This window comes from Eubacterium sp. AF22-8LB, assembly GCF_003458715.1.
In the GTDB taxonomy this organism is placed as follows: domain Bacteria; phylum Bacillota_I; class Bacilli_A; order Erysipelotrichales; family Erysipelotrichaceae; genus Holdemanella.
The window spans coordinates 1-21,168 of record NZ_QRVI01000031.1; the positions used below are offsets into that span (position 1 = coordinate 1).

A 21,168-nucleotide genomic window follows, 5' to 3' on the forward strand; every position below is an offset into this window, starting at 1 on the left:
AGCATTAAAATTTAAAATTTATCTATTTTATGAGTCCTTTTTCTTGACATAGTACCAGTCATACGTAAGTACAATGATGGAAATCTTTATAGTGCATTCATTATTGAAAATCAAAGTCGTGTGGATATGTCCATGGTTGTAAGAGCTGCTGCATATGAGTTTGTAGCTTATGACCGAATGTTAAAGAAGTTAAAGAAGAATAAGGTAGAAGAAAAACTACCCATGGTACACATTCTAGTATTCTATACAGGAGAAAGGCCTTGGCGTGCAGCTAGGCAATTATCAGAACTCGTGGATGTGGATGAGAGATTCAAATCTTATTTCCATGACTACCAAATGAATCTGATTGAAATCACAGGAAAGACTTCATATAATTTTAATGAAGAAGACGTACATAATCTATTCTACATATGTCGAAGCATATATAATCAGTCTATTTATGAAGGAACAATCAATGACTTTGGGGTTGTGAAAAGCAGCGTATTAAAAGTAGTGAAGACATTGACGGATGTAGAATGGCTGGATTTAAAGGAATTAGAGGAAAAGGAGGAGATTGAGATGTGTGAAGCTGAAAAGAGATGGCTGGAAGTAAAGTCAAAGGAATGGGAAGCTGAAGGAATAAGAAAAGGAATCGAACAAGGTATTGAAAAAGGAATCGAACAAGGCAGCGAGAATAATCGTAAAGAAATGTATCAAGCGATGGTAGACAAGGGATTCAGTATTTCAAGTATCGCATCCATCTTCTCAGTAAGTGAAGAGTCGATTAAAAGGCTATTGATGAAAGCATAAAGGTATGGACATGAATGTGTCCATATTTTTTATAGTTGACAAAGTGAACAAATAAATATAAAGTATACAAAGTTAACTAAACGGAGGTACTTTATGAATACGTTCAAGAAAATATATTGTCGAATTTTTCAGAAATGTTTTAAACTTGTGATTCCTGTTTTGCCTTATCGAACTCCAAAAATATTGAAGAGTACATCTTTGATTTCTCATGTATGTATGGATAATCATATCTCTAAAGTTATGGTTATTACGGATGCGACTGTGCATCAGTTAGGCATATTGGATCGTATGTGTGAACACTTGGATCATCATTCTATAGAGTATGTTATTTATGATAAGACGGTTGCCAATCCAACGAGTGATAATGTAGAAGAAGCAAAAAACTTATATTTGTCTTCGAATTGTCAGGCTTTAATTGGTTTTGGCGGAGGATCTAGCATGGATTGTGCTAAGGCCGTTGGTGCTAGACTTGCTCGTCCAAGGAGACCATTATCTAAGATGGAGGGGATTTTAAAGATATGGAAGAAACTACCACTACTTATTTGTGTACCTACCACAGCTGGAACAGGAAGTGAAACAACTCTTGCGGCTGTCATTGTAGATTCAAAAACACGTCATAAATATGCGATCAATGATTTTTATTTGATTCCTGACTATGCAGTTTTAGATCCTAAGCCCACATTATCTTTGCCTCCATTTGTTACGGCATGCACAGGGATGGATGCATTAACTCATGCGATTGAGGCTTATATTGGTAATTCGACCACAAAGAAGACGCGTGAATATGCGTTAAAGGCTACAAAACTAATTTTTGAGAATATATATAAGGTGTATGAAGACGGAAATGATTTAGAAGCTAGAAGCAATATGCTTGATGCTGCTTATTATGCAGGACATGCCTTTACAGTATCCTATGTAGGATATGTGCATGCAATTGCTCATTCATTAGGTGGTAAATATAATATTGCGCATGGACTAGCTAATGCGACATTACTTGATGTTGTATTGAAACAATATGGAGAAAGTGTGTATAAGAAACTCTATGAAATGGCTCTGCATTGTGGCATCTGTAATGCGAAGGATTCTTATAAGGTTGGTGCTGAGTGTTTTATTGAACAAATCACTTTAATGAAGAAGCATTTTGGCATCTCATCTACATTTAGTGAATTAAAGAAATCGGATATACATGAATTGGCAGTATATGCAGATCATGAAGCCAATCCATTATATCCAGTTCCTGTTTTGTGGAGTGTAAAAGAGTTAGAAAAAGTGTATGATTTAGTAGTGGAGGATTGAGTATGGATCCAATCGTTTTAAAACAAAGAGTATTTTATAATCAGCATAAAACCCTAAATTTAGATTTTAGGATTAATGCATTAAAGACTTTAAGAAAAGCTATTTTGAATTATGAAGATCGAATCAATGAAGCAATTAAAAGGGATGTGGGAAAATCAAATTTTGAAACCTATATGTGTGAGGTTGGGTTAGCTTTAAGTGAGTTAACTTATATGGAAAAGCACATTCGTAAGTTTTCAAAAGAGAAAACTGTATATACGCCTTTATCACAGTTTCTATCTCGTAGCTTTGAAAAACCAAGCCCTTATGGCGTGGTATTAGTGATTAGTCCTTGGAACTATCCTTTTTTATTGTCTATTGATCCGTTAATAGATGCACTTGCAGCAGGAAATACAGTTGTATTAAAGCCTAGTGAATTTAGTCCACATACATCGCGAGTTATTAGTGACATGATAAAAGAGTATTTTGATCCACAATATGTGACTTGTGTGCTTGGGGATAGTGAAGTGAGTTCTAAATTGTTAGATTCAAAATTTGACTATATTTTCTACACAGGATCAAAACGTGTTGGGAAAATTGTTATGAATAAAGCAAGTCAGTATTTAACTCCAGTTACCTTGGAATTAGGTGGAAAAAGTCCTTGTATTGTAGATAAAGATGCAGATATTCAATTAGCTGCTCGAAGAATTGTATTTGGTAAATATTTGAATTGTGGACAGACCTGTGTAGCACCCGACTATATGTTGGTACATGAATCAATAAAGGATAGATTTGTTGAGTGCGTAATATCAGAAATAAAACGTCAATATGCAAGCTTAGATGATTATGGTTATATTATTAATGAAAAGCATTATAAGAGAATTTTAGGCTTGATTGATTCAGAAAAAGTTGTATATGGAGGAAAACATCGTGACTTACAAATTGAACCAACAGTTATGGATTATGTAAGTTGGTCGGATTCTGTCATGCAGGAAGAGATATTTGGGCCAATTATGCCAATTCTTACATATTCAAATTTAGATTCGATTATTGACAAAATCAATTCTATGCCAAGTCCTTTGGCTTTATATATTTTTACAAAGAATAAACAGGTATCTAAAAAAGTTATTAGTGAAGTTTCATTTGGGGGTGGCTGTATTAATGATGTTGCGATTCATTTAGCTACGAGCAATATGGGCTTTGGCGGTGTTGGTGAAAGTGGTATGGGATCTTATCATGGAAAGCGTGGATTTGAAACGTTTAGTCATACGAAAAGTATTGTGGACAAGAAAAGAATTATCGATTTACCGATGCGCTATCAGCCCTATACTAAAATCAATGAGAAATTGATTCGCTTTTTCTTAAGATAATCTTTATAATAAATATATGAGTAATAAAGAAAAATTTGCGTATGACATCGATTTTGGTGCCATCATGGACTATGTAGAAAACCGTTTTATGTTAGTAATAAAAGATGAAGATTGGACACAGGAGGAAATTGAAATGTTGAATAGTGGAATCGATCTTCATTTTTGTTACACAAATGATATTGCGATATTTGTACTTGAGGGTGGAGATATCGACAACAGTGATTTTTATTTTAATGTTCAGGAATGTGATTGGAAAGATCATTTGTTTGCGGCAGATTGTTTAGATGTAGATATTATTTTAGTAAACAAAACGAATGAAATCTGCTTTAAAAAGTCAAAAACTTTGACAAAAGAGCAGAGTCAAATTATTAAGGATTGTCTAAATCAACAAAATAAGGTATCCTTTATGCCAAGTGAATATGATGTAAATGTGCAGGGAATCCAGGATGCGTATGAACCATATGAACTTATTCGTTATGAGAAGTGCGAAATTAAATTGTAAGAAGGAGAAAATATTATGAAGGCAGTTATTAGTGTAATTGGAAAAGACAAGGTCGGCATTTTAGCGTTGATCGCAAATGAATGTGCAGACCATAATTTGAATGTATTAGATGTAACACAAACAATTGTAGATTCTATGTTTACGATGACAATGATCGTGGATATCGATAAGATGAGTATTCCTTTAAATGAATTTGCAGATAAGATGGAAGTTTTAGGAAAAGAAAAAAATCTAGTCATTCGTTGCATGCACCAGGATATTTTCAATTCTATGCACAAGATTTAATGAGGTATTTGTATGCAGACAAATGAAATTTTAGAAACAATTAAGATGATTGATGAAGAATATTTAGATATTCGTACAATCACAATGGGCATTAGCTTATTAGATTGTATGGATCCAGATATTCATGTATCATGTCAAAAGGTGGAAGAAAAGATTTGCCGCTTAGCGAAAGACTTAGTTAAAGTAGGTAATGATTTTAGTAAGGCATATGGTATTCCTGTTGTAAATAAACGAATTAGTGTAACACCTATTGCGATGTTAGTAGCTTGTTCAGGTGGAAATCCAGTTGAGTATGCCTTGACTTTAGAACGATGCGCACAAAAGTTAGGTGTAGATTTTATTGGTGGATATTCTGCGTTGGTACAAAAAGGATATGCGGCAGGAGATAGAGAATTGATTGAATCAATTCCTGAAGCTTTAGCTAAAACTCAACATGTTTGTGCGAGCGTAAATGTGGGTAGTACAAAAGCAGGTATTAATATGGATGCAGTAGCACAGATGGGACGAATTGTTAAAAGTTGTGCAGAATCTACAAAAGATGATAATTGTTTAGGTGCTGCAAAATTGGTTGTATTTTGTAATGCTCCTGAAGACAATCCATTCATGGCGGGAGCCTTCCATGGTGTAGGAGAAGCCGATTGCGTAATTAACGTTGGTGTATCTGGGCCTGGTGTTGTGCGTGCCGTATTAAGTAAGGCAGATAAATCATTGCGTATGGATCAAATTGCAGATTTGATCAAACGTACTGCATTTAAGATTACACGTATGGGACAATTGGTTGGAACCGTTGCGAGTGAAAAATTGGGGGTTCCTTTTGGAATCGTAGACTTGTCTTTAGCTCCAACTCCAGCTGTTGGAGATAGTGTTGCTTATATCTTAGAAGAAATGGGATTGGAAACATGTGGCGCTTATGGTACTACGGCATGTTTAGCTATGTTGAATGATGCAGTCAAAAAAGGTGGCGTTATGGCAACAAGTAATGTGGGTGGTTTATCTGGTGCCTTTATTCCTGTAAGTGAAGATGCGGGTATGATTCATGCAGCTAGAACAGGTGCTTTAAAATTAGAAAAATTAGAAGCGATGACCGCTGTATGTAGTGTTGGATTGGATATGATCGTAATTCCAGGAGAAACAAGTGCGAGTGTTATTTCAGGAATTATTGCGGACGAAGCGGCAATCGGTATGGTTAACACAAAAACGACAGCCGTTCGTGTGATTCCGGCTATTGGAAAAGATGTTGGGGATGAATTGGATTTTGGTGGTTTATTAGGCGCAGGTCCTGTTATGCCAATTTCTCAAATTTCAAATGACGTTATGATTAATCGTGGCGGAAGAATTCCAGCTCCTTTACAAGCGTTAAAGAACTAATGAGGAAGTGTTTTACTTCCTTTTTATATTGCTTTTTCTTTGGTTAGATTATAGAATATAATAGATTATATTAACACTTTAAATAAAACGATATAATGAATATATAGTTATATTATAGGAGAATGAAATATGACGATAAAAGAATGCTATGAAAAGATGGGCGCAAATTATCAAGATGTTATTAAACGTTTGCCAAGTGAGGCTATGATTAAAAAGTTTGCGTTAAAATTTAGAGAAGACACAAGCTTTCAAGAATTGGAAACTGCATTGAATGAAAAACAAGTGGATATCGCATTTCGTGCAGCGCATACTTTAAAGGGTGTATGCATGAATTTGGGCTTTAATCATTTGTATAAACCAAGTTTTGATATTACTGAAAGTTTACGTGCAGGTAACTTAGAGGAAGGGTTGCAGTTGTTTGGTGAAGTAAAAAAGCAATACGAAAAAACAATCGAAGCTTTAAACGAGTTTTCTCAACAAAAGTAAATAAGGAGAATGCTTTCCGTGTAGGGAAGCTTTTTTAATGTAAATAAATGTAAAATAATTTCATTTTATGTTGCAAGTTTACAGAAAATGAATATAATAATTTACATAGGCAAAGAAAAGAAGAAGTACAAAAGTAATTTTTCTGAAGAGAGATAACGGTAGGTGTGAGTTATTGAAAAAACTTTTGGAACGTGTCTTGGAGTTATTTGGTCGAAGAGTTTGAGGCTAAATCGTGAATTCGCGTTAAGAATGAGGTGTCATCTGCATAGGCAGATGGAAATTTGGTGGTACCGCGTATATAACGTCCAATATGTTTGGACGTTTTTTTTATTAGAAAGGGTGTGTGTGAATGGAAAGTGATCGACGTAATAATAGAGTTTTAATTTTTGATTTGCATACAGAGAAAGGTAGGAATATAAAATGAAAAAAAATATTAAATTAGGAATGGCAGCTTTAACAGCTTTGACAATGGTAGGATGCTCAAGTGGTTCAGCATCAAATGATGAAAAGGTTTTAACGGTAGGAATTTCTCCGGATTATGCTCCTTATGAATCAGAAAATAAAAAAGGGGATATCGTAGGATTTGATCCAGATATGATGAAATGCTTTGAAGAATATTTAAGTGAAGAAGAAGGAGTTACTTATAAATTAGAAATGAAGAAGATGGATTTTGATAATATCATTACTCAGCTTCAAGGAGACCAAATTGATGTAGGTATTTCTGGATTTACATATGATTCAAAACGTAAAGTGGAATGGTCAGATCCATATTTAGGATCAAGCCAGGTTGCCGTGATTCCAAAAGATTCGGATATCGCATCAACGGCTGATTTAGAAGGTAAATCTTTAGTTGCTCAAACTGGAGCTACTGGTGAGGCTGCCGCAAAAGAAGTTAAGGATGCTAAAGTAACTGGATTAAAGAATGTACAAGACATTATGAATGCATTAAGTGCAAACCAGTATGATGCAGCTATCGTTGACTTGGGTGTAGCGAAAAACTATGTAAAGAGCGGCGAATTTAAAATGTTAGATGAATCCTTGATGGATGAACAAAACTATATCATTGCGAAAAAAGGAAATAAGGATGTTATTAAAAAAATTAATAAATGTATCAAGAAATTCTTGGCTAGCGATGATTATGATAAGTTGTGTAAAAAATATGATTTATCTCCATTAGAAACAAAGTAAAGGAAAAGTGAGGAAAGTGTATGTTTGTTGCGATTGATCAGGTGTTTACATTAGAGAATATACTCTATTTAGCAAAGGGTGCGCTGTTGTCGGTTGCGATTGCAGCGCTTTCCCTTTTAATTGGCTTAGTATTGGGAATCTTAGGCGCAAGCGGAAGAAGAAGCAAACACAAGGTGCCTAGAGCTATAGCTTTCGTGTATGTCACAATTATTCGTGGAACTCCATTATTATTACAGATACTGATTATTTTTTCCGTAATTCCATCTATTTATACAGCTTTTACAGGTAATGTTTTAAGAATCAATCCAATCGTGATTGGTATGATTGCCTTGAGCATCAACTCTGGAGCCTATCAAACTGAATTGCTTCGTTCAGGTATTAATGGCGTAGACAAAGGGCAATGGGAAGCATGTGAAACTTTAGGATTATCGAACTGGAAGACTATGAAGCTTGTTATTTTGCCTCAGGCATTTAAACGTGTGATTCCACCATTGATCAGTGAATTTATTACATTAATAAAAGATAGTTCATTGATTAGTTGTATTGGTGCTGTAGAACTTTTAAAAGGAGCTCAAGTGATTGGGGCAGAATATTATGATGTTATGTCTCCATATATGCTTGCGGCTATATTCTATTTGTTTATGACATGCATTGTTTCTTATATTGGAAGTAAAGTGGAAAAGAGGTTGGCTGTAAGTGATTAGAGTAGAGAATGTTTCGAAAAAATTTGATAAGACACGTGCCCTAAAGAATGTAAGCTTAGAGGTCAACAAAGGAGATATTATTTCTTTGATTGGTCCAAGTGGATCTGGTAAAAGTACATTGTTGAGATGTATTCATGGATTAGAGCATGTGGATACGGGAAAAATTTATTTGGATGATGAATGGATGAATCCGGAAGATGAGAAGAAATTTCGTGAACAAAGAAATCGCATGGGATTTGTGTTTCAACACTTTAATTTGTTTCCGAATATGTCGGTTTTACAAAATTGTAAATTAGCTCAAGTTGAGGTGTTAAATAAAACGGATGAAGAAGCTGAAAAAATAGCCTTGAAATATTTAGAGAGAGTAGGGCTATTAGATAAAAAAGATGCATATCCTAATAATTTATCGGGTGGACAAAAACAGCGTGTTGCGATTGCCAGAGCTTTGTGTATGAATCCAGATATCATGTTGTTTGATGAGCCAACAAGTGCATTGGATCCTGAAATGATCAAGGAAGTACTTGAGGTCATGAAAGATCTTGGAAAACAAGGAATGACAATGGTAGTGGTTACACATGAAATGGGGTTTGCGAGAAAGGTAGGAACTCGAGTTGTCTTTTTGGATCAAGGAGAAATTGTTGAAGAAAATACAAGTGAAAAATTCTTCGAAAATCCTCAATCGGATCGAGCTAAGGACTTTTTGAGCAAGGTGTTCTACGAATGAGATTGCCAGATTTCAAAGTGGAACAATGGATGAATGATTACGAAAATGATGCCGTCTATAATTTGACGGATACCTGTGTTAAAGCTTTGACGTTACAAGAATTATTAGATTTAGAATCATTGGATTTTAAAGGCCTTACCCTCGATTATGGACAAATTACTGGAGATATTGATTTAAAAAAAGCTATTTTAACATTATATAAGCATGGGACAGTTGATAATGTTACGACGGCACAAGGTTGTTTACAGGAAGAGTCAGAACGCTCGTGACTTTAGTCATGAGATGAATGACGTATGCAACAGTTTTTCAACAGTTTCTATACACGAATCATGATATAATATATACGTAGAATACATCGTAAAAAAGGAGATTTCGATATGTATACAGTACGCTTTCAATTGGAACTAAGTGGATCTGAGAAACGTTTTTTGTCGAAATCTTTTTTCTATGCAAATCAGATGCATAATCAATTAGTTCGATATGCTACAAACCGTTTGAACGCTTTATTTCATGATAAAGAATATGTGGGTGCACGCAAAGCTTATGGAGAAGCTGAATTTTCTAAAAAGAAAGTATCTGAACTGTCAGCTTCTCAAAAGAAGAAGAAAAAAGAGTTGTCAAATATCATGTGTATTAAACAAAAAGAGTATAATCTCACAAAGACTTCTTTGTGTAAGTTCGTATCCAAAGAACAAAAGAAATTCAAGAACTACATCAACTCTCATCAGGCACAGGCAGAAGCTGAAGCTGTATATAAGGGAGTAGAAAAGGTTCTTTTTGAGGATGGGCGTCATCTTCATTATCGAAGATATAATAGTTTTGATTGCATCAAACAAAAATGTGCTGCAACAGGAGTACGTCTTTCAAGATGGGATACCGTCTGTTTTATGAAACATTACTACAAGGTTCGTGTCCCAAAGAATGAATATTATTCAGAACATTATTTCATCTGTTGATTTAAAAGAAGATGTTGTTTATTCATTTTTAAAGAGGATCGAATTCAACAGTGGATTCAAATATTATGTAGTGATCACACTTCGAGGTGATGCACCAAAACGAATTAAACTATCTGAAGATGGTGGACATCGCACAGGTGTAGACTTTGGAACATCAACGATTGCGACAGTCTCAAATAACGAGGTCCATCTGGAAGAACTGGCTCCAGATTCTATAAATTATGAAAAAGAGATCTGCCACAAGCAGAATCTGATAGATGCATCTATGCGAAAACATAATCCAGAAAACTACAACAAGAATGGTACAGTCAAAAAGGGAAAGCACAAATGGAAAACCACAAAACGATGTAGACGTTTAAAACGCCAAGTTCGAGTTCTCTATCGAAGACAATCTGCTTACATTAAGAATTCACACCACACTTTCATCAACAAGCTTTTAAAAAACACAAGCGAATTCATCCTTGAACCAATGAACTTCAAGGCTCTTCAAAAGAAATCAAAGAAGACAGAGTGTAAAGATGAGGCAACGGCAATTCAACAAAAAGACGGCTCTTTTAAGATGGTAAACAAATACAAACGCAAAAAGCGTTATGGACACTCCATCAAGAACCGTTCTCCAGGCCTTATGCAGGCAGACCTGAAATCAAAAGCTACACAGTATGGAATACCATACTACGAAATTGATATTCATCAATACCGTGCTTCTCAACTTCACCATGATACAGGTGAATACATCAAACCTACTTTAAGTGAAAGATTTAAAACGATTGAAGGACATAAAGTACAAAGAGATTTATATTCTGCCTTTCTAATTTGTCATACTGATGATACATTGACTGCACCTGATTTTAAAACCTGTCATCTTGACTTTCCACATTTTGTAAAGATGCAGGATACATTGATTCTAGATAAGAAAAAATGTGGACACACAATGAAACACTGCTTTGGATTCTAGCTTAAAGAATCCCTCATCTAGTTCAGGTCTTAGGCGTAAGCCCTGCTGGATGTAGTATGAGTATACAAAGTACAGTCCACATGGATTGGAAATGCTCGAAAAACAAGAGTTATGCAAAGACTATATGCAAGGTCTAGAACCAGGCTGAAAGCTTTGCGATACTCCATTTCTCGCAATGAGAGAAAGAGAATCTCGTCATTTTAATGATGAGAGTACGTCAAAGGCAAATGAATTAGTGATGAATACATTGTTGGAAAAAGAGGATGAAGTTATCACGGTTGTTCCTGGCTATCAGCAGTTTGTCGATATTCCTAGATCAATTGGATGTAAGGTTCATGAAATCGAATTGTATGAAAGTGATTGGCAAGTGGACATTGAATCTTTTGAACAATATATCAATTCAAATACGAAAATGATTATTTTAAATAATCCTTCTAATCCAACAGGTACGGAGTATTCAAAACAATTTCTGATGCGTCTTATTGACTTGTGTAGAGTGAATGGTATTTATATTCTTTGTGATGAGGTTTATCGTGGTTTAAATGATGAACTTTCAATCAGTGATATATATGAAAAAGGGATATCAACATCTAGCTTAAGTAAAGTCTTTTCACTTGCAGGATTAAGACTTGGCTGGGTAAAGGCGAATGGAGATGTGATTCATCAAATTAATATTAGACGGGATTACTCCATGATATCAACAGGGCCATTAGTGGATAAATTAGGGTTTATAGCTTTGAAACATAGGGATGTATTGATTGATAGAGCTAAAAGTATAATTTTGAAAAACAAAAAAATTGTAACGGAATGGTTGAAGTGCAATCCAAACTTTGAATGTATCTTACCTAAGGGGGGGTACGGTGTGTTTTCTAAAATATGGTTTTGAGTTAAAGAGTGAGAGCTTTGCGAAATTGTTGCTTGTGGAAAAAGGAATTTTCTTTGTTCCTGGCTCATGCTTTGATAAAGAGTATTATTTTCGGTTAGGTCTTGCACAAGACAGCTCTTTATTTGAAAAAGGGTTGAGTGAACTGACAAACTTTGTGGATGAACATTTGATTTCATGATAAAATGGATTCCGTAAGGGGGTATACTTATGCGAATTCAATATTTGTTATGTGTAAGCTTACTTTTATGTGGGTGTACGAAATTGAGTGATATAACAGATCAGAAGACAAAATCTGCAAATAAGGCACCTGTTACAACAAAAAAAGTGAATAAAACAACGGTGATTGATTGTAAAAATGATTCTTCGCAGCAGGTTACTTTTGAGGCGAAGGGGGATAAAATCCAAAAAATGACACAAGTCTTTGTGATGGATTTTTCGGATTTAGGTATAACAGATGATATGAATTCTGAACAGATTCAATCTAAGATAAATTCATCTTTGGATGAGAAATATAATTCAATTGAAGGAGTTCATGTTTCTACGCAATTAAAAGAAGAGCAGGTTGAAGTTACGGTTGAAATGAATTTCAAAACTGCAGATATTGATACACTGATTGAGAATGGTTTGTTGGATAAGGGAGAAGCCCAATCGGATTATGTAAGTTTAAAAAAGACGCAGAATGTTTATAAAACAGAAGGATTTGCGTGTATGACACAATAGCGGGTTTTCCGCTATTTTCTTATTGAAAGGATGAGCTGATAGATGCGTTATTATATTGCAGACACACATTTTTTTCATCGTTCCTTAAATGAAAAAATGGATCAAAGAGGATTTGAAGATATTGATCAAATGAATGAATATATGATTGATCAATGGAATAGTAAGGTAAGAAAAAATGATGAAGTTGTTGTGCTTGGGGATTTCTCGTGGGGAAATGCGAAAGAGACAATGGATATTTTGGATGAATTAAAGGGAAAGATTTATTTGATTCGAGGGAATCATGATCGTTTTTTAGAGGATAAAAATTTTGATGTATCTCGTTTTGAATGGATCAAAGATTATGCGGAGTTAAATGAAAATAAGCGAAAAGTAGTTTTATCTCATTATCCGATTGCTTGTTATAATGGGCAATATCGTAGAGATGAGAGTGGAAAACCAAAAACCTTTATGCTGCATGGGCATATTCATAAAACGCAGGATCAGCAGTTTTTAGATGCATACCAAGACTATGTTCAGAAACAAACACATCCACGAATTGGTGATGGACAATTAGAAACTGTGCCATGTCAATTGATAAACTGTTTTTGTATGTACAGTGATTATGTTCCAATGACATTAGATGAATGGATTGAAATTGACAAGCAGAGAAGAAATAACCTATAATTGTTATAACAAATGTTATTAAGGAGATCATATTATGCATAAATTGGATACAACGTCCGGTCATCTTCCTTATTATAAACAAATTAAGGAGTTCTACAAAGAAGATATCCAGAATGGAGTTTTGTCTTTGGGCGATCGCGTTGATAGTGAAATGGAAATTCAACAGATTTATGATGTTTCAAGAATTACGGCTCGACAAGCAATTTTAGAGTTAGAGCAAGAGGGTATGGTAAAACGAGGCCGTGGAAAAGGTACGTTTGTAACGTTTCGACCTAAAATTAAAGAGGAGTTATCTCATATCCGTAGTTTTACAGATGAAATGACTGCACTTGGTAGAGTGCCTGGAACCCAAGCTTTCCACATTACAAAAGAAATTCCAGATGATAAAACGCGTGAATTGTTTGGATTACCAGAAGAAATGATGTATTGTGTACGAAGAGTTCGTACAGCTGATGATGTTCTTTTGGTTTATTTTGTATCTTATTTTCCGTTGGATTTAGATTTACCTTTAGATTTACGAGAACATACACAATCCGTATATGAAGTGATTGGCTCTCCAGCACGTATTGATGAAGAATTTTCAGCAGTAAATCCAAGTGAAGAAGTGTGCTTAGCTTTAAAAATACGTAAGGACCAGCCTGTGTTAGCGCGTAAGCGTATTTCCTTTGATAAAAAAGGAAGAAAAATGGAGTATACAATGTGTTACTATCGTGGCGATTTATATAGTTACACGATTTCAACATCTAATAAATTATGATATTAACAATTGACATTGGTGGTACTAATATTAAATATGGCTTATGTGATGACATGGGGTGTTTTCTTCAAAAAGGGGACTATACAACACCAAAAACGACACAAGATATTGTAGAGTCGATATGTTCTTTGCCTTTTGATTATAGTGGGATCGCCATTAGTATGCCGGGGATTATGAATGAAGATCATTCAAAAGCTTATATAACAGGTAAACTTTCTTTTCTTTCGGATTATCCTTTGAAAGAAGAAATTATGAGGATAAAGAATTGTAGGGTTACTTTAGAAAATGATGGCAGATGTGCAACGTGGGCGGAGCTAGGCTTTGGAAATTTACAAGATTCTAAAAATGCACTTGTTGTTGTGTTAGGTACGTATATAGGAATGGGAATCGTAATTGATCATAAGGTGTATGAAGGTTCACATTTATTAGCTGGAGAATACTCAGATGCACATATGGATACAGAGAAGACATATAAGAATACGATGGCTGCTTATTTTGGCAAAGATGGTCTCGAACGAGTGACGGGTTTAACAGGGAAAGAATTATTTAATCATCTCGATGAGGAAAAAATATATGCTGGATTTAATGCGTATTGTAGTAATCTAGCTTGGATGTTGAGTAATATTCAATTGTTGTTAGATGTGGATACAATCTTGATTGGTGGAGGAATATCAGCACAACCGAAACTAATTGAGTGTATAAAAGAAAACATGAACTGTATGAAGACGTGGTTTTCTACTATAGAAATGCCTGAGATACAGGCGTGTAAATTCAACAATGACGCTAATTTATTAGGTGCATTGTATTACTACAATAATAATACCGAGAATCATTAAATGTTCTCGGTATTTCTTGCATAAGGGAGGAAGGGCATGAAATCGTTAATAGGTGATAAAAAGTTTTATCGAATGGTATTGATTGTGTGTATACCAATTGTAATTCAAAATGGATTCACAAACTTAGCTAGTTTATTAGATAATATTATGATTGGACAATTGGGGACGTTATCCATGAGTGGAGTTTCAATATCGAATCAATTGTTTCAAGTGTTTAATGTGAGTGTGTTTGGAGCTATGTCTGGAGCAGGAATTTTTTTAGCACAGTTTTATGGAAGAGGAAATAGGGATGGAGTTCATAATTGTTTTCGTATAAAAATGATTATAGTTGTTTTGATTTCGATAATTGCGATTTGTCTATTTAAAATGTTCGGCACTTCATTAATTTCATTATATTTAAATGATAATCCTGAAGATAGTTTGAAAACATTGAATTACGGAATGCAGTATATGAATGTGATGTTGATTGGCCTTATTCCTTTTGCGATAACGCAGGTATATTCTTCTTCGCTAAGAGAAACAGGGAACACAGTTTTACCGATGAAAGCAAGTGTGATTGCGGTTATCGTGAATTTTTGTATCAACTATATTTTGATTTTTGGTAATTTTGGATTTCCTAGACTTGGCGTTATTGGTGCGGCAATTGGTACGGTGGTTTCTCATGTGGTGGAAATGTGTATAAATATAACTGCAGGATATAAGAATGAATATTTAAGAGATGCGATGCATTTGAATAAGATATCTTCGGATATATTTATGAATGTTGTCAAAAGAGGAATGCCTTTATTATGTAATGAAATACTGTGGTCAATTTCTATTGCGTTAATTTCTCAATGTTACTCGACAAGAGGACTTGCGGCAGTTGCAGCTATTAATATTACAACAACAGTAACTAATTTCTTTATGATTATATGTTATGCGATGGGAAATTCCATTTCAATCATTGTTGGACAAAGACTTGGAGCTGGTGAAGTTGAATATGCCAAAGATTGCGATCTTAAAATGGTATTTATGAATTTTTTGATGTGCTTATGCATTGGCATGACATTGTTTGGATGTTCACCTTTTATTCCGCAAATATATAACACGTCTGTAGAAGTGAAAAACTTAGCTTCTTCTTTGTTGAGAATCTCAGCTTGTATGCTTCCGATTATTTCATTGTATTACAGTAGCTATTTTACAATGCGAGCTGGTGGAAAAACATTATTGACTTTTTTCTTTGATAGCGGATATACGTTTATATTTACGTTTATGGTGGCTCTATGCCTAACTCGTTTTACAGATTTGCCAATATTTAATGTATATCTACTTGTACAATGTGTGGATATTCCTAAAGCTATATTTGGAATCACATTAGTGAAAAAAGGCATATGGATACATAATATTGTGAATGAATTTTAACCTTCCATTGAATGGGAAGGTTTTTTTTCTTGAAAAAGGCTAAAAAAAAGAAGTCCTTTCGGACTTTATTTGAAAAATGGTGACGCGTACGGGATTCGAACCCGTGAATGCATGCGTGAAAGGCATGTGAGTTAACCGTTTCTCCAACGCGCCATGTATATTAAACTTGTCTCTCTTGACAAGTGCTAGTTAATGATACTACAAGATTTTATATATTGCAAGCAAAAAAAATGATTTTTTAAAATATTTTTTATAATGAATTTTTGATTTTGCTTTAGATAAGGAAATAGCTAAGTTAAAAGTATCATATATTACTTAACATAACATACAAAGTTGATAGGAATAATGGTTATATTTTGTGGATGAAATATATTAGATAAATACGAATATAGTAGGATATAGCAAATTCTGGTTATAATAAAAATTTTAAAAAAAATGATTGAAAGCGCTTACAAGAGTATGCTATGATACAGTAGTAAAAAGACGCATCACATTGAGGGGGATACATAGCTGAATTTACAAGCATAGAACAGATTATATAAATTGATTTCACGACAATGGCTTTGTTTCGAATATAATGGACATATTTTTGGATTTATAAATTCGTTTTGAAACACCCAGCTGCCAATCATATTATAATCATGCGAATTATCCATATGTGAATGTGTCTTCATGTAAAAATCTACATTAGGAGGATAATATGAACAAAAGATTTTTAACAATTGCTGCAGCTTTATCTATGGGTGTTGCATTAACTGCTTGTAGCGGTGGAGGAAGTGAAGAAAAAACTGGTGGTTCTAGTGTTGCGAACGCTGACAAACCATTAGTATGGTACAACCGTCAACCTTCTAACAGTTCTACTGGTGAATTAGATATGGATGCATTAAACTTCAACAAAGATACTTATTATGTTGGTTTCGATGCAAATCAAGGTGCTGAACTTCAAGGACAAATGATTAAAGATTATATCGAAAAGAATATCGATACATTAGATCGTAATGGAGATGGCGTTATTGGTTACGTATTAGCTATCGGTGACGTAGGTCACAATGACTCTATCGCTCGTACAAGAGGTGTTCGTAAAGCGTTAGGTACAGCTGTTGAAAAAGACGGTGAAATCGTAAGTGATCCAGCTGGAATCAACAATGATGGTAAATCTAAGAATGTTCAAGATGGCTCATTAGAAATTAATGGAAAAACTTATACAGTAAGAGAACTTGCTTCTCAAGAAATGAAGAACTCTTCAGGTGCTACTTGGGATGCTGCTACTGCTGGTAACACAATCGGTACATGGACTGCTTCATTCGGTGAAGAAGTTGACGTTGTAGCTTCTAACAATGATGGTATGGGTATGTCAATGTTCAATGCTTGGTCAAAAGAAAACAAAGTTCCTACATTCGGTTACGATGCAAACTCAGATGCAGTTGCTGCAATCGCTGAAGGATATGGTGGAACAATTTCTCAACATGCTGACGTTCAAGCTTATTTAACATTAAGAGTATTACGTAATGCTTTAGATGGTGTTGATATTGATACAGGTATCGGTACAAAAGATGATGCTGGAAACGTTTTAACTGATGATGTTTATACATACAATAAGGATCAACGTTCTTACTATGCATTAAACGTTGCTGTTACTGCTGACAACTATAAAGATTTCTTAGATTCAACAGTTACTTATGCTCCAGTTTCTAACCAATTAGGTGAAAAAGATCACGCTAAGAAGAGTGTTTGGTTAAATATCTACAACGCATCTGATAACTTCTTAAGTTCAACTTACCAACCATTATTAGAAAAATACGATGATTTATTGAATTTAGATGTTGAATACATTGGTGGAGATGGACAAACTGAATCTAACATCACAAACCGTTTAGGAAACCCAGACAAATATGATGCATTCGCAATTAACATGGTTAAGACTGACAATGCAGCTTCTTACACAGGAATCCTTAAATAAATAATTCAAAAAATATAGGATTAAGCTTATTAGGGAGAAAATATTTCTCCCTAATATTATTTAGATAGTAGTAAAAAATAGGAGAGATTTTATGGCAGATAAGAATGAAGAATTGGTCTTATCTATACGCGGAATGAGTAAGTCCTTTGGACGTAACCGTGTTTTGGATCACATTAATTTAGATTTAAAACCAGGTACAGTTATGGGACTTATGGGAGAAAATGGTGCTGGTAAATCGACAATGATGAAATGTCTATTTGGGACATATCAAAAAGATGAAGGTACGATTTTTTTAGAAGGAAAAGAAATTAATTTTTCTGGACCCAAAGAGGCACTTGAAAATGGTATTGCCATGGTGCACCAGGAATTAAATCAATGTCTTGAAAGAAATGTTAAAGACAATTTATTCTTGGGTCGTTATCCCACAAATTCATTAGGTATGGTAGATGAAGACCGAATGAAAAAGAAATCATCTGAGCTTTTTAGAAAGCTTGGTATGACAGTGAATTTAGATACACCAATGCGTAATATGTCTGTTTCACAAAGACAGATGTGTGAAATTGCCAGAGCAATTTCATATAATTCAAAGGTTATCGTACTTGATGAGCCTACATCTTCTTTGATGACACAAGAAGTTAATAAATTGTTTGATATGATGCGAATGTTGAAAAAACAAGGCATTTCGCTTATTTATATTTCTCATAAAATGGATGAAATTTTTGAAATTTGCGATGAAGTATCGGTTCTAAGAGATGGAAAAATGGTTATGACAAAACCTACTTCTGAAACCAATATGAATGAGTTGATTGCAGCCATGGTAGGTCGTTCATTGGATAACCGATTCCCACCTGTTGATAATGTTCCTGGAGAACCAATGTTATCTATTCAACATGTATCAACAAAATATGAGCCATACTTAAAAGATATTACATTTGACGTTAAAAAAGGTGAGATTTTCGGTCTATACGGTTTAGTAGGAGCTGGACGTACAGAGTTGTTAGAAACGATTTTCGGTATCCGTACTAGAGCTTCAGGTCGTGTTTATTTTGACAATAAGTTAATGAACTTTAATAGTGCTAAAGAAGCAATTGAACATGGCTTTGCCTTGATTACTGAAGAGCGTAAAGCAAATGGATTGTTCTTAAAGTGTGATTTAACATTCAATACAACGATTGCAAATTTACCTTCTTATATGAGCAAGGTAGCACTTTCTGATAATAAGATGATTCAAGCTACTAATAAAGAAATTAAAACCATGAGAACTAAGTGTATGGGACCCAATGATGCGATTACAAGTCTATCTGGTGGTAACCAACAAAAAGTTATCTTCGGTAAATGGTTAGAGAGATCACCAAACGTATTCATGATGGATGAACCTACACGTGGTATTGACGTAGGTGCTAAATATGAAATTTACGAATTGATCATCAAAATGGCTAAACAAGGAAAAACAATTATTGTAGTTTCAAGTGAAATGCCAGAAATCTTAGGTATCACAAACCGTATTGGCGTTATGTCAAATGGACGCTTAGCCGGTATTGTAAATACAAAAGATACTAACCAGGAAGAGTTGTTAAGACTCAGTGCAAAATACCTATAAAGGAGATAATTATGACAAATACAGTTACAAATATTCTTAGTCATGATGAAGAGCTTGCACTACGTAAACCTATTGAGGATTATGTTGGAAAGATTCAAGCTGAAATTGATGAACTAAGAGAAGAAGGAACAAATAAAGTCTTGGAATATTCAGAAGAAATCGAGGCTTTAAAGAGAGATAAAATTTATACTAAAAGCGAGAAGGAAGCTCGCCTTTCAGAATTAAACAGCAAATTGCAAAAAGCTAAAGAAATCGAAGCTAAAAATAAACAACCAATCAACGAAAAAATTGCTATGGCTGAAAAATATTTGAAGGATCACTATCAAACGGATTACTACAACAAAGTTGTTGAAAGTAATAAGTATGAGGTTCAAAAAGCTAAGGCAGAGTATGATAAAAAATTAAAAGAATTAGAAAAAGAGCATAAAGATATTTTATCAGGTCTTAGTGATAAAGAAGAAATTAAAGAAGAGAACTTCATTTATAAGAATCGTTTGTTTGATGCAAAACTTGAATATACTAAAAATATGCAAGAGGCTAAAGACCGTAAACATGATGCATTCATATTTGAATATCACTTAATTGACTTGTTGAAGATGTCTAACTTCTCATTTTCAGAAAAACAAGCTCAAAAAATTGAAAACTATAAGTATTCATTCAATACTCGTGATTTCTTGTTGAAAAATGGTTTGTATATTGCGATTATTTTAGTATTCATTTTCTTGTGTATCATTACACCAATTAAGAAGAATGGTTTACAACTTTTTACTGTTAATAACATTTTAAGTATTATGCAACAAGCATCTCCAAGAATGTTTTTAGCATTAGGTGTATCTGGTTTAATTATGTTAGCTGGTACTGACTTATCTGTTGGACGTATGGTTGGTATGGGTATGACAGCTGCTACAATTATTATGCACAATGGTCCTAATACTGGTTCAGTATTCGGACATGTATTTGATTTCTCAACTATGCCAGTTGGAGGAAGAATTCTTTTAGCATTAGTTGTTTGTGTTGTATTATGTACAATGTTTACAACAATTGCCGGCTTCTTTGCGGCTAAATTTAAAATGCACCCATTCATTTCAACAATGGCTAACATGTTAGTAATCTTTGGTTTAGTAACATACTCAACAAAAGGTGTATCTTTTGGTGGTATTGATCAATCTATTCCAGGGAAAATCATTCCTAAAGTAGGTGCATTCCCAACAATTATCTTATGGGCAGTAGCCGCAGTTGTGATTGTTTGGTTCATTTGGAATAAGACAAAATTCGGTAAAAATTTATATGCCGTAGGTGGAAACCCAGAAGCTGCTTCTGTATCTGGTATTTCAGTATTTAAAGTAACTCTTGGAGCCTTCATAATGGCAGGTATCTTATACGGATTTGGTTCATGGTTAGAATGTATTCGTATGATTGGTTCTGGTTCAGCTGCGTATGGACAAGGATGGGAAATGGATGCAATTGCTGCCTGCGTTGTAGGTGGTGTATCATTTACTGGTGGTATCGGTAAAATTTCTGGTGTAGTAGTTGGTGTGTTGATTTTTACTGCATTAACTTATTCATTAACAATTCTTGGTATCGATACTAACTTACAGTTCGTATTCTCAGGAATTATCATTCTTATCGCCGTAACTCTTGATTGCTTGAAATACGTACGTAAAAACTAATTAATTTAAAAAAACTCAGATTGTTGACAAAAGCCTATACCTTTTCGTAAGGACATAGGCTTTTTATTGTATA

23 protein-coding genes, 1 tRNA gene and 1 other annotated feature are annotated in these 21,168 nt (G+C 34.4%); of the genes, 23 read left to right on the top strand and 1 reads right to left on the bottom strand.

Annotation, left to right across the window (positions count from 1 at the left end):
• Positions 1 to 60 precede the first annotated feature (60 nt).
• The 20 genes from DWY01_RS10030 (at position 61) to DWY01_RS10125 (ending at position 15,865) form a co-directional block, all read left to right on the top strand.
• A complete protein-coding gene (locus DWY01_RS10030; protein WP_256372090.1) occupies positions 61 to 789 on the top strand; it encodes an Rpn family recombination-promoting nuclease/putative transposase in 729 nt (242 codons plus the stop codon).
• A 93-nt stretch (positions 790 to 882) separates the two neighbouring features.
• Positions 883 to 2,085 carry an iron-containing alcohol dehydrogenase gene (locus tag DWY01_RS10035; RefSeq protein WP_117995990.1) on the top strand — a complete coding sequence of 401 codons (1,203 nt, stop codon included), beginning with the start codon at positions 883 to 885 and terminating at the stop codon, positions 2,083 to 2,085.
• A 2-nt stretch (positions 2,086 to 2,087) separates the two neighbouring features.
• A complete protein-coding gene (locus DWY01_RS10040) occupies positions 2,088 to 3,434 on the top strand; it encodes an aldehyde dehydrogenase (RefSeq protein WP_117995991.1) in 1,347 nt (448 codons plus the stop codon).
• Between the two features lie 16 nt (positions 3,435 to 3,450).
• Complete coding sequence (locus DWY01_RS10045; protein ID WP_117995992.1) at positions 3,451 to 3,936, top strand: hypothetical protein; 486 nt, start codon at positions 3,451 to 3,453, stop codon at positions 3,934 to 3,936.
• Positions 3,937 to 3,951: 15 nt separating this feature from the next.
• Positions 3,952 to 4,221: an ACT domain-containing protein gene (locus tag DWY01_RS10050; protein WP_117995993.1), complete on the top strand. Its 270-nt coding sequence runs from the start codon at positions 3,952 to 3,954 to the stop codon at positions 4,219 to 4,221.
• A gap of 12 nt (positions 4,222 to 4,233) precedes the next feature.
• On the top strand, positions 4,234 to 5,589 hold the full coding sequence (locus DWY01_RS10055) for a PFL family protein (protein WP_117995994.1): 1,356 nt from the start codon (positions 4,234 to 4,236) through the stop codon (positions 5,587 to 5,589).
• 129 nt (positions 5,590 to 5,718) lie between these two features.
• Entirely contained in the window at positions 5,719 to 6,075 is a 357-nt protein-coding gene (locus tag DWY01_RS10060; RefSeq protein ID WP_117995995.1) for an Hpt domain-containing protein, read from the top strand.
• A 103-nt stretch (positions 6,076 to 6,178) separates the two neighbouring features.
• Positions 6,179 to 6,387, top strand: a binding site (T-box leader).
• Positions 6,388 to 6,495: 108 nt separating this feature from the next.
• Positions 6,496 to 7,263 carry a transporter substrate-binding domain-containing protein gene (locus tag DWY01_RS10065; RefSeq protein ID WP_117995996.1) on the top strand — a complete coding sequence of 256 codons (768 nt, stop codon included), beginning with the start codon at positions 6,496 to 6,498 and terminating at the stop codon, positions 7,261 to 7,263.
• A gap of 20 nt (positions 7,264 to 7,283) precedes the next feature.
• Positions 7,284 to 7,967 (top strand): amino acid ABC transporter permease, encoded by a 684-nt coding sequence (locus tag DWY01_RS10070; RefSeq protein WP_117995997.1) that lies wholly within the window; start codon positions 7,284 to 7,286, stop codon positions 7,965 to 7,967.
• A complete protein-coding gene (locus tag DWY01_RS10075; protein ID WP_117995998.1) occupies positions 7,960 to 8,691 on the top strand; it encodes an amino acid ABC transporter ATP-binding protein in 732 nt (243 codons plus the stop codon). Before DWY01_RS10070 ends, DWY01_RS10075 begins: the two co-directional genes overlap by 8 nt.
• Complete coding sequence (locus tag DWY01_RS10080) at positions 8,688 to 8,960, top strand: hypothetical protein (protein ID WP_199519950.1); 273 nt, start codon at positions 8,688 to 8,690, stop codon at positions 8,958 to 8,960. The genes DWY01_RS10075 and DWY01_RS10080 overlap by 4 nt, the downstream gene beginning before the upstream one ends.
• Before the next feature lie 108 nt (positions 8,961 to 9,068).
• Positions 9,069 to 9,647 (top strand): hypothetical protein, encoded by a 579-nt coding sequence (locus tag DWY01_RS10085; protein WP_117995999.1) that lies wholly within the window; start codon positions 9,069 to 9,071, stop codon positions 9,645 to 9,647.
• Positions 9,613 to 10,602 (top strand): hypothetical protein, encoded by a 990-nt coding sequence (locus DWY01_RS10090; protein WP_117996000.1) that lies wholly within the window; start codon positions 9,613 to 9,615, stop codon positions 10,600 to 10,602. Before DWY01_RS10085 ends, DWY01_RS10090 begins: the two co-directional genes overlap by 35 nt.
• Positions 10,603 to 10,777: 175 nt before the next feature.
• Positions 10,778 to 11,488: an aminotransferase class I/II-fold pyridoxal phosphate-dependent enzyme gene (locus DWY01_RS10095; RefSeq protein WP_117996001.1), complete on the top strand. Its 711-nt coding sequence runs from the start codon at positions 10,778 to 10,780 to the stop codon at positions 11,486 to 11,488.
• Positions 11,463 to 11,666, top strand: coding sequence for a hypothetical protein (locus tag DWY01_RS10100; RefSeq protein WP_117996002.1), 204 nt, complete (start codon positions 11,463 to 11,465; stop codon positions 11,664 to 11,666). Before DWY01_RS10095 ends, DWY01_RS10100 begins: the two co-directional genes overlap by 26 nt.
• A gap of 29 nt (positions 11,667 to 11,695) precedes the next feature.
• Positions 11,696 to 12,208: a DUF1307 domain-containing protein gene (locus tag DWY01_RS10105; RefSeq protein ID WP_117996003.1), complete on the top strand. Its 513-nt coding sequence runs from the start codon at positions 11,696 to 11,698 to the stop codon at positions 12,206 to 12,208.
• A gap of 42 nt (positions 12,209 to 12,250) precedes the next feature.
• Entirely contained in the window at positions 12,251 to 12,871 is a 621-nt protein-coding gene (locus DWY01_RS10110) for a metallophosphoesterase (RefSeq protein ID WP_117996004.1), read from the top strand.
• 34 nt (positions 12,872 to 12,905) lie between these two features.
• Positions 12,906 to 13,628 (top strand): GntR family transcriptional regulator, encoded by a 723-nt coding sequence (locus tag DWY01_RS10115; RefSeq protein ID WP_117996005.1) that lies wholly within the window; start codon positions 12,906 to 12,908, stop codon positions 13,626 to 13,628.
• Complete coding sequence (locus DWY01_RS10120; RefSeq protein ID WP_117996006.1) at positions 13,625 to 14,464, top strand: ROK family protein; 840 nt, start codon at positions 13,625 to 13,627, stop codon at positions 14,462 to 14,464. Before DWY01_RS10115 ends, DWY01_RS10120 begins: the two co-directional genes overlap by 4 nt.
• A gap of 36 nt (positions 14,465 to 14,500) precedes the next feature.
• On the top strand, positions 14,501 to 15,865 hold the full coding sequence (locus DWY01_RS10125; RefSeq protein ID WP_117996007.1) for an MATE family efflux transporter: 1,365 nt from the start codon (positions 14,501 to 14,503) through the stop codon (positions 15,863 to 15,865).
• A 77-nt stretch (positions 15,866 to 15,942) separates the two neighbouring features.
• Here the strand turns inward: DWY01_RS10125 and DWY01_RS10130 are convergent.
• Positions 15,943 to 16,018: transfer RNA gene (locus tag DWY01_RS10130), tRNA-Glu, on the bottom strand.
• A 547-nt stretch (positions 16,019 to 16,565) separates the two neighbouring features.
• On the opposite strand from DWY01_RS10130, the gene DWY01_RS10135 reads away from it, so the two are divergent.
• The 3 genes from DWY01_RS10135 (at position 16,566) to DWY01_RS10145 (ending at position 21,095) form a co-directional block, all read left to right on the top strand.
• Complete coding sequence (locus DWY01_RS10135; protein ID WP_117996008.1) at positions 16,566 to 17,825, top strand: substrate-binding domain-containing protein; 1,260 nt, start codon at positions 16,566 to 16,568, stop codon at positions 17,823 to 17,825.
• A 91-nt stretch (positions 17,826 to 17,916) separates the two neighbouring features.
• Positions 17,917 to 19,425 carry a sugar ABC transporter ATP-binding protein gene (locus DWY01_RS10140; protein WP_117996009.1) on the top strand — a complete coding sequence of 503 codons (1,509 nt, stop codon included), beginning with the start codon at positions 17,917 to 17,919 and terminating at the stop codon, positions 19,423 to 19,425.
• Positions 19,426 to 19,436: 11 nt separating this feature from the next.
• Positions 19,437 to 21,095, top strand: a complete 1,659-nt coding sequence (locus DWY01_RS10145) for a galactoside ABC transporter permease (RefSeq protein ID WP_117996010.1) — start codon at positions 19,437 to 19,439, stop codon at positions 21,093 to 21,095.
• Positions 21,096 to 21,168: the final 73 nt, after the last annotated feature.

Bases quoted from the DNA above. Each gene is read 5' to 3' on its own strand.
- DWY01_RS10115 (WP_117996005.1), top strand. From the start codon at position 12,906: ATGCATAAATTGGATACAACGTCCGGTCATCTTCCTTATTATAAACAA.
- DWY01_RS10065 (WP_117995996.1), top strand. From the start codon at position 6,496: ATGAAAAAAAATATTAAATTAGGAATGGCAGCTTTAACAGCTTTGACA.
- DWY01_RS10145 (WP_117996010.1), top strand. From the start codon at position 19,437: ATGACAAATACAGTTACAAATATTCTTAGTCATGATGAAGAGCTTGCA.
- DWY01_RS10135 (WP_117996008.1), top strand. From the start codon at position 16,566: ATGAACAAAAGATTTTTAACAATTGCTGCAGCTTTATCTATGGGTGTT.
- DWY01_RS10035 (WP_117995990.1), top strand. From the start codon at position 883: ATGAATACGTTCAAGAAAATATATTGTCGAATTTTTCAGAAATGTTTT.
- DWY01_RS10140 (WP_117996009.1), top strand. From the start codon at position 17,917: ATGGCAGATAAGAATGAAGAATTGGTCTTATCTATACGCGGAATGAGT.
- DWY01_RS10120 (WP_117996006.1), top strand. From the start codon at position 13,625: ATGATATTAACAATTGACATTGGTGGTACTAATATTAAATATGGCTTA.
- DWY01_RS10125 (WP_117996007.1), top strand. From the start codon at position 14,501: ATGAAATCGTTAATAGGTGATAAAAAGTTTTATCGAATGGTATTGATT.
- DWY01_RS10040 (WP_117995991.1), top strand. From the start codon at position 2,088: ATGGATCCAATCGTTTTAAAACAAAGAGTATTTTATAATCAGCATAAA.
- DWY01_RS10070 (WP_117995997.1), top strand. From the start codon at position 7,284: ATGTTTGTTGCGATTGATCAGGTGTTTACATTAGAGAATATACTCTAT.
- DWY01_RS10110 (WP_117996004.1), top strand. From the start codon at position 12,251: ATGCGTTATTATATTGCAGACACACATTTTTTTCATCGTTCCTTAAAT.
- DWY01_RS10095 (WP_117996001.1), top strand. From the start codon at position 10,778: ATGAGAGAAAGAGAATCTCGTCATTTTAATGATGAGAGTACGTCAAAG.
- DWY01_RS10045 (WP_117995992.1), top strand. From the start codon at position 3,451: ATGAGTAATAAAGAAAAATTTGCGTATGACATCGATTTTGGTGCCATC.
- DWY01_RS10055 (WP_117995994.1), top strand. From the start codon at position 4,234: ATGCAGACAAATGAAATTTTAGAAACAATTAAGATGATTGATGAAGAA.
- DWY01_RS10060 (WP_117995995.1), top strand. From the start codon at position 5,719: ATGACGATAAAAGAATGCTATGAAAAGATGGGCGCAAATTATCAAGAT.
- DWY01_RS10080 (WP_199519950.1), top strand. From the start codon at position 8,688: ATGAGATTGCCAGATTTCAAAGTGGAACAATGGATGAATGATTACGAA.
- DWY01_RS10090 (WP_117996000.1), top strand. From the start codon at position 9,613: ATGAATATTATTCAGAACATTATTTCATCTGTTGATTTAAAAGAAGAT.
- DWY01_RS10105 (WP_117996003.1), top strand. From the start codon at position 11,696: ATGCGAATTCAATATTTGTTATGTGTAAGCTTACTTTTATGTGGGTGT.
- DWY01_RS10085 (WP_117995999.1), top strand. From the start codon at position 9,069: ATGTATACAGTACGCTTTCAATTGGAACTAAGTGGATCTGAGAAACGT.
- DWY01_RS10050 (WP_117995993.1), top strand. From the start codon at position 3,952: ATGAAGGCAGTTATTAGTGTAATTGGAAAAGACAAGGTCGGCATTTTA.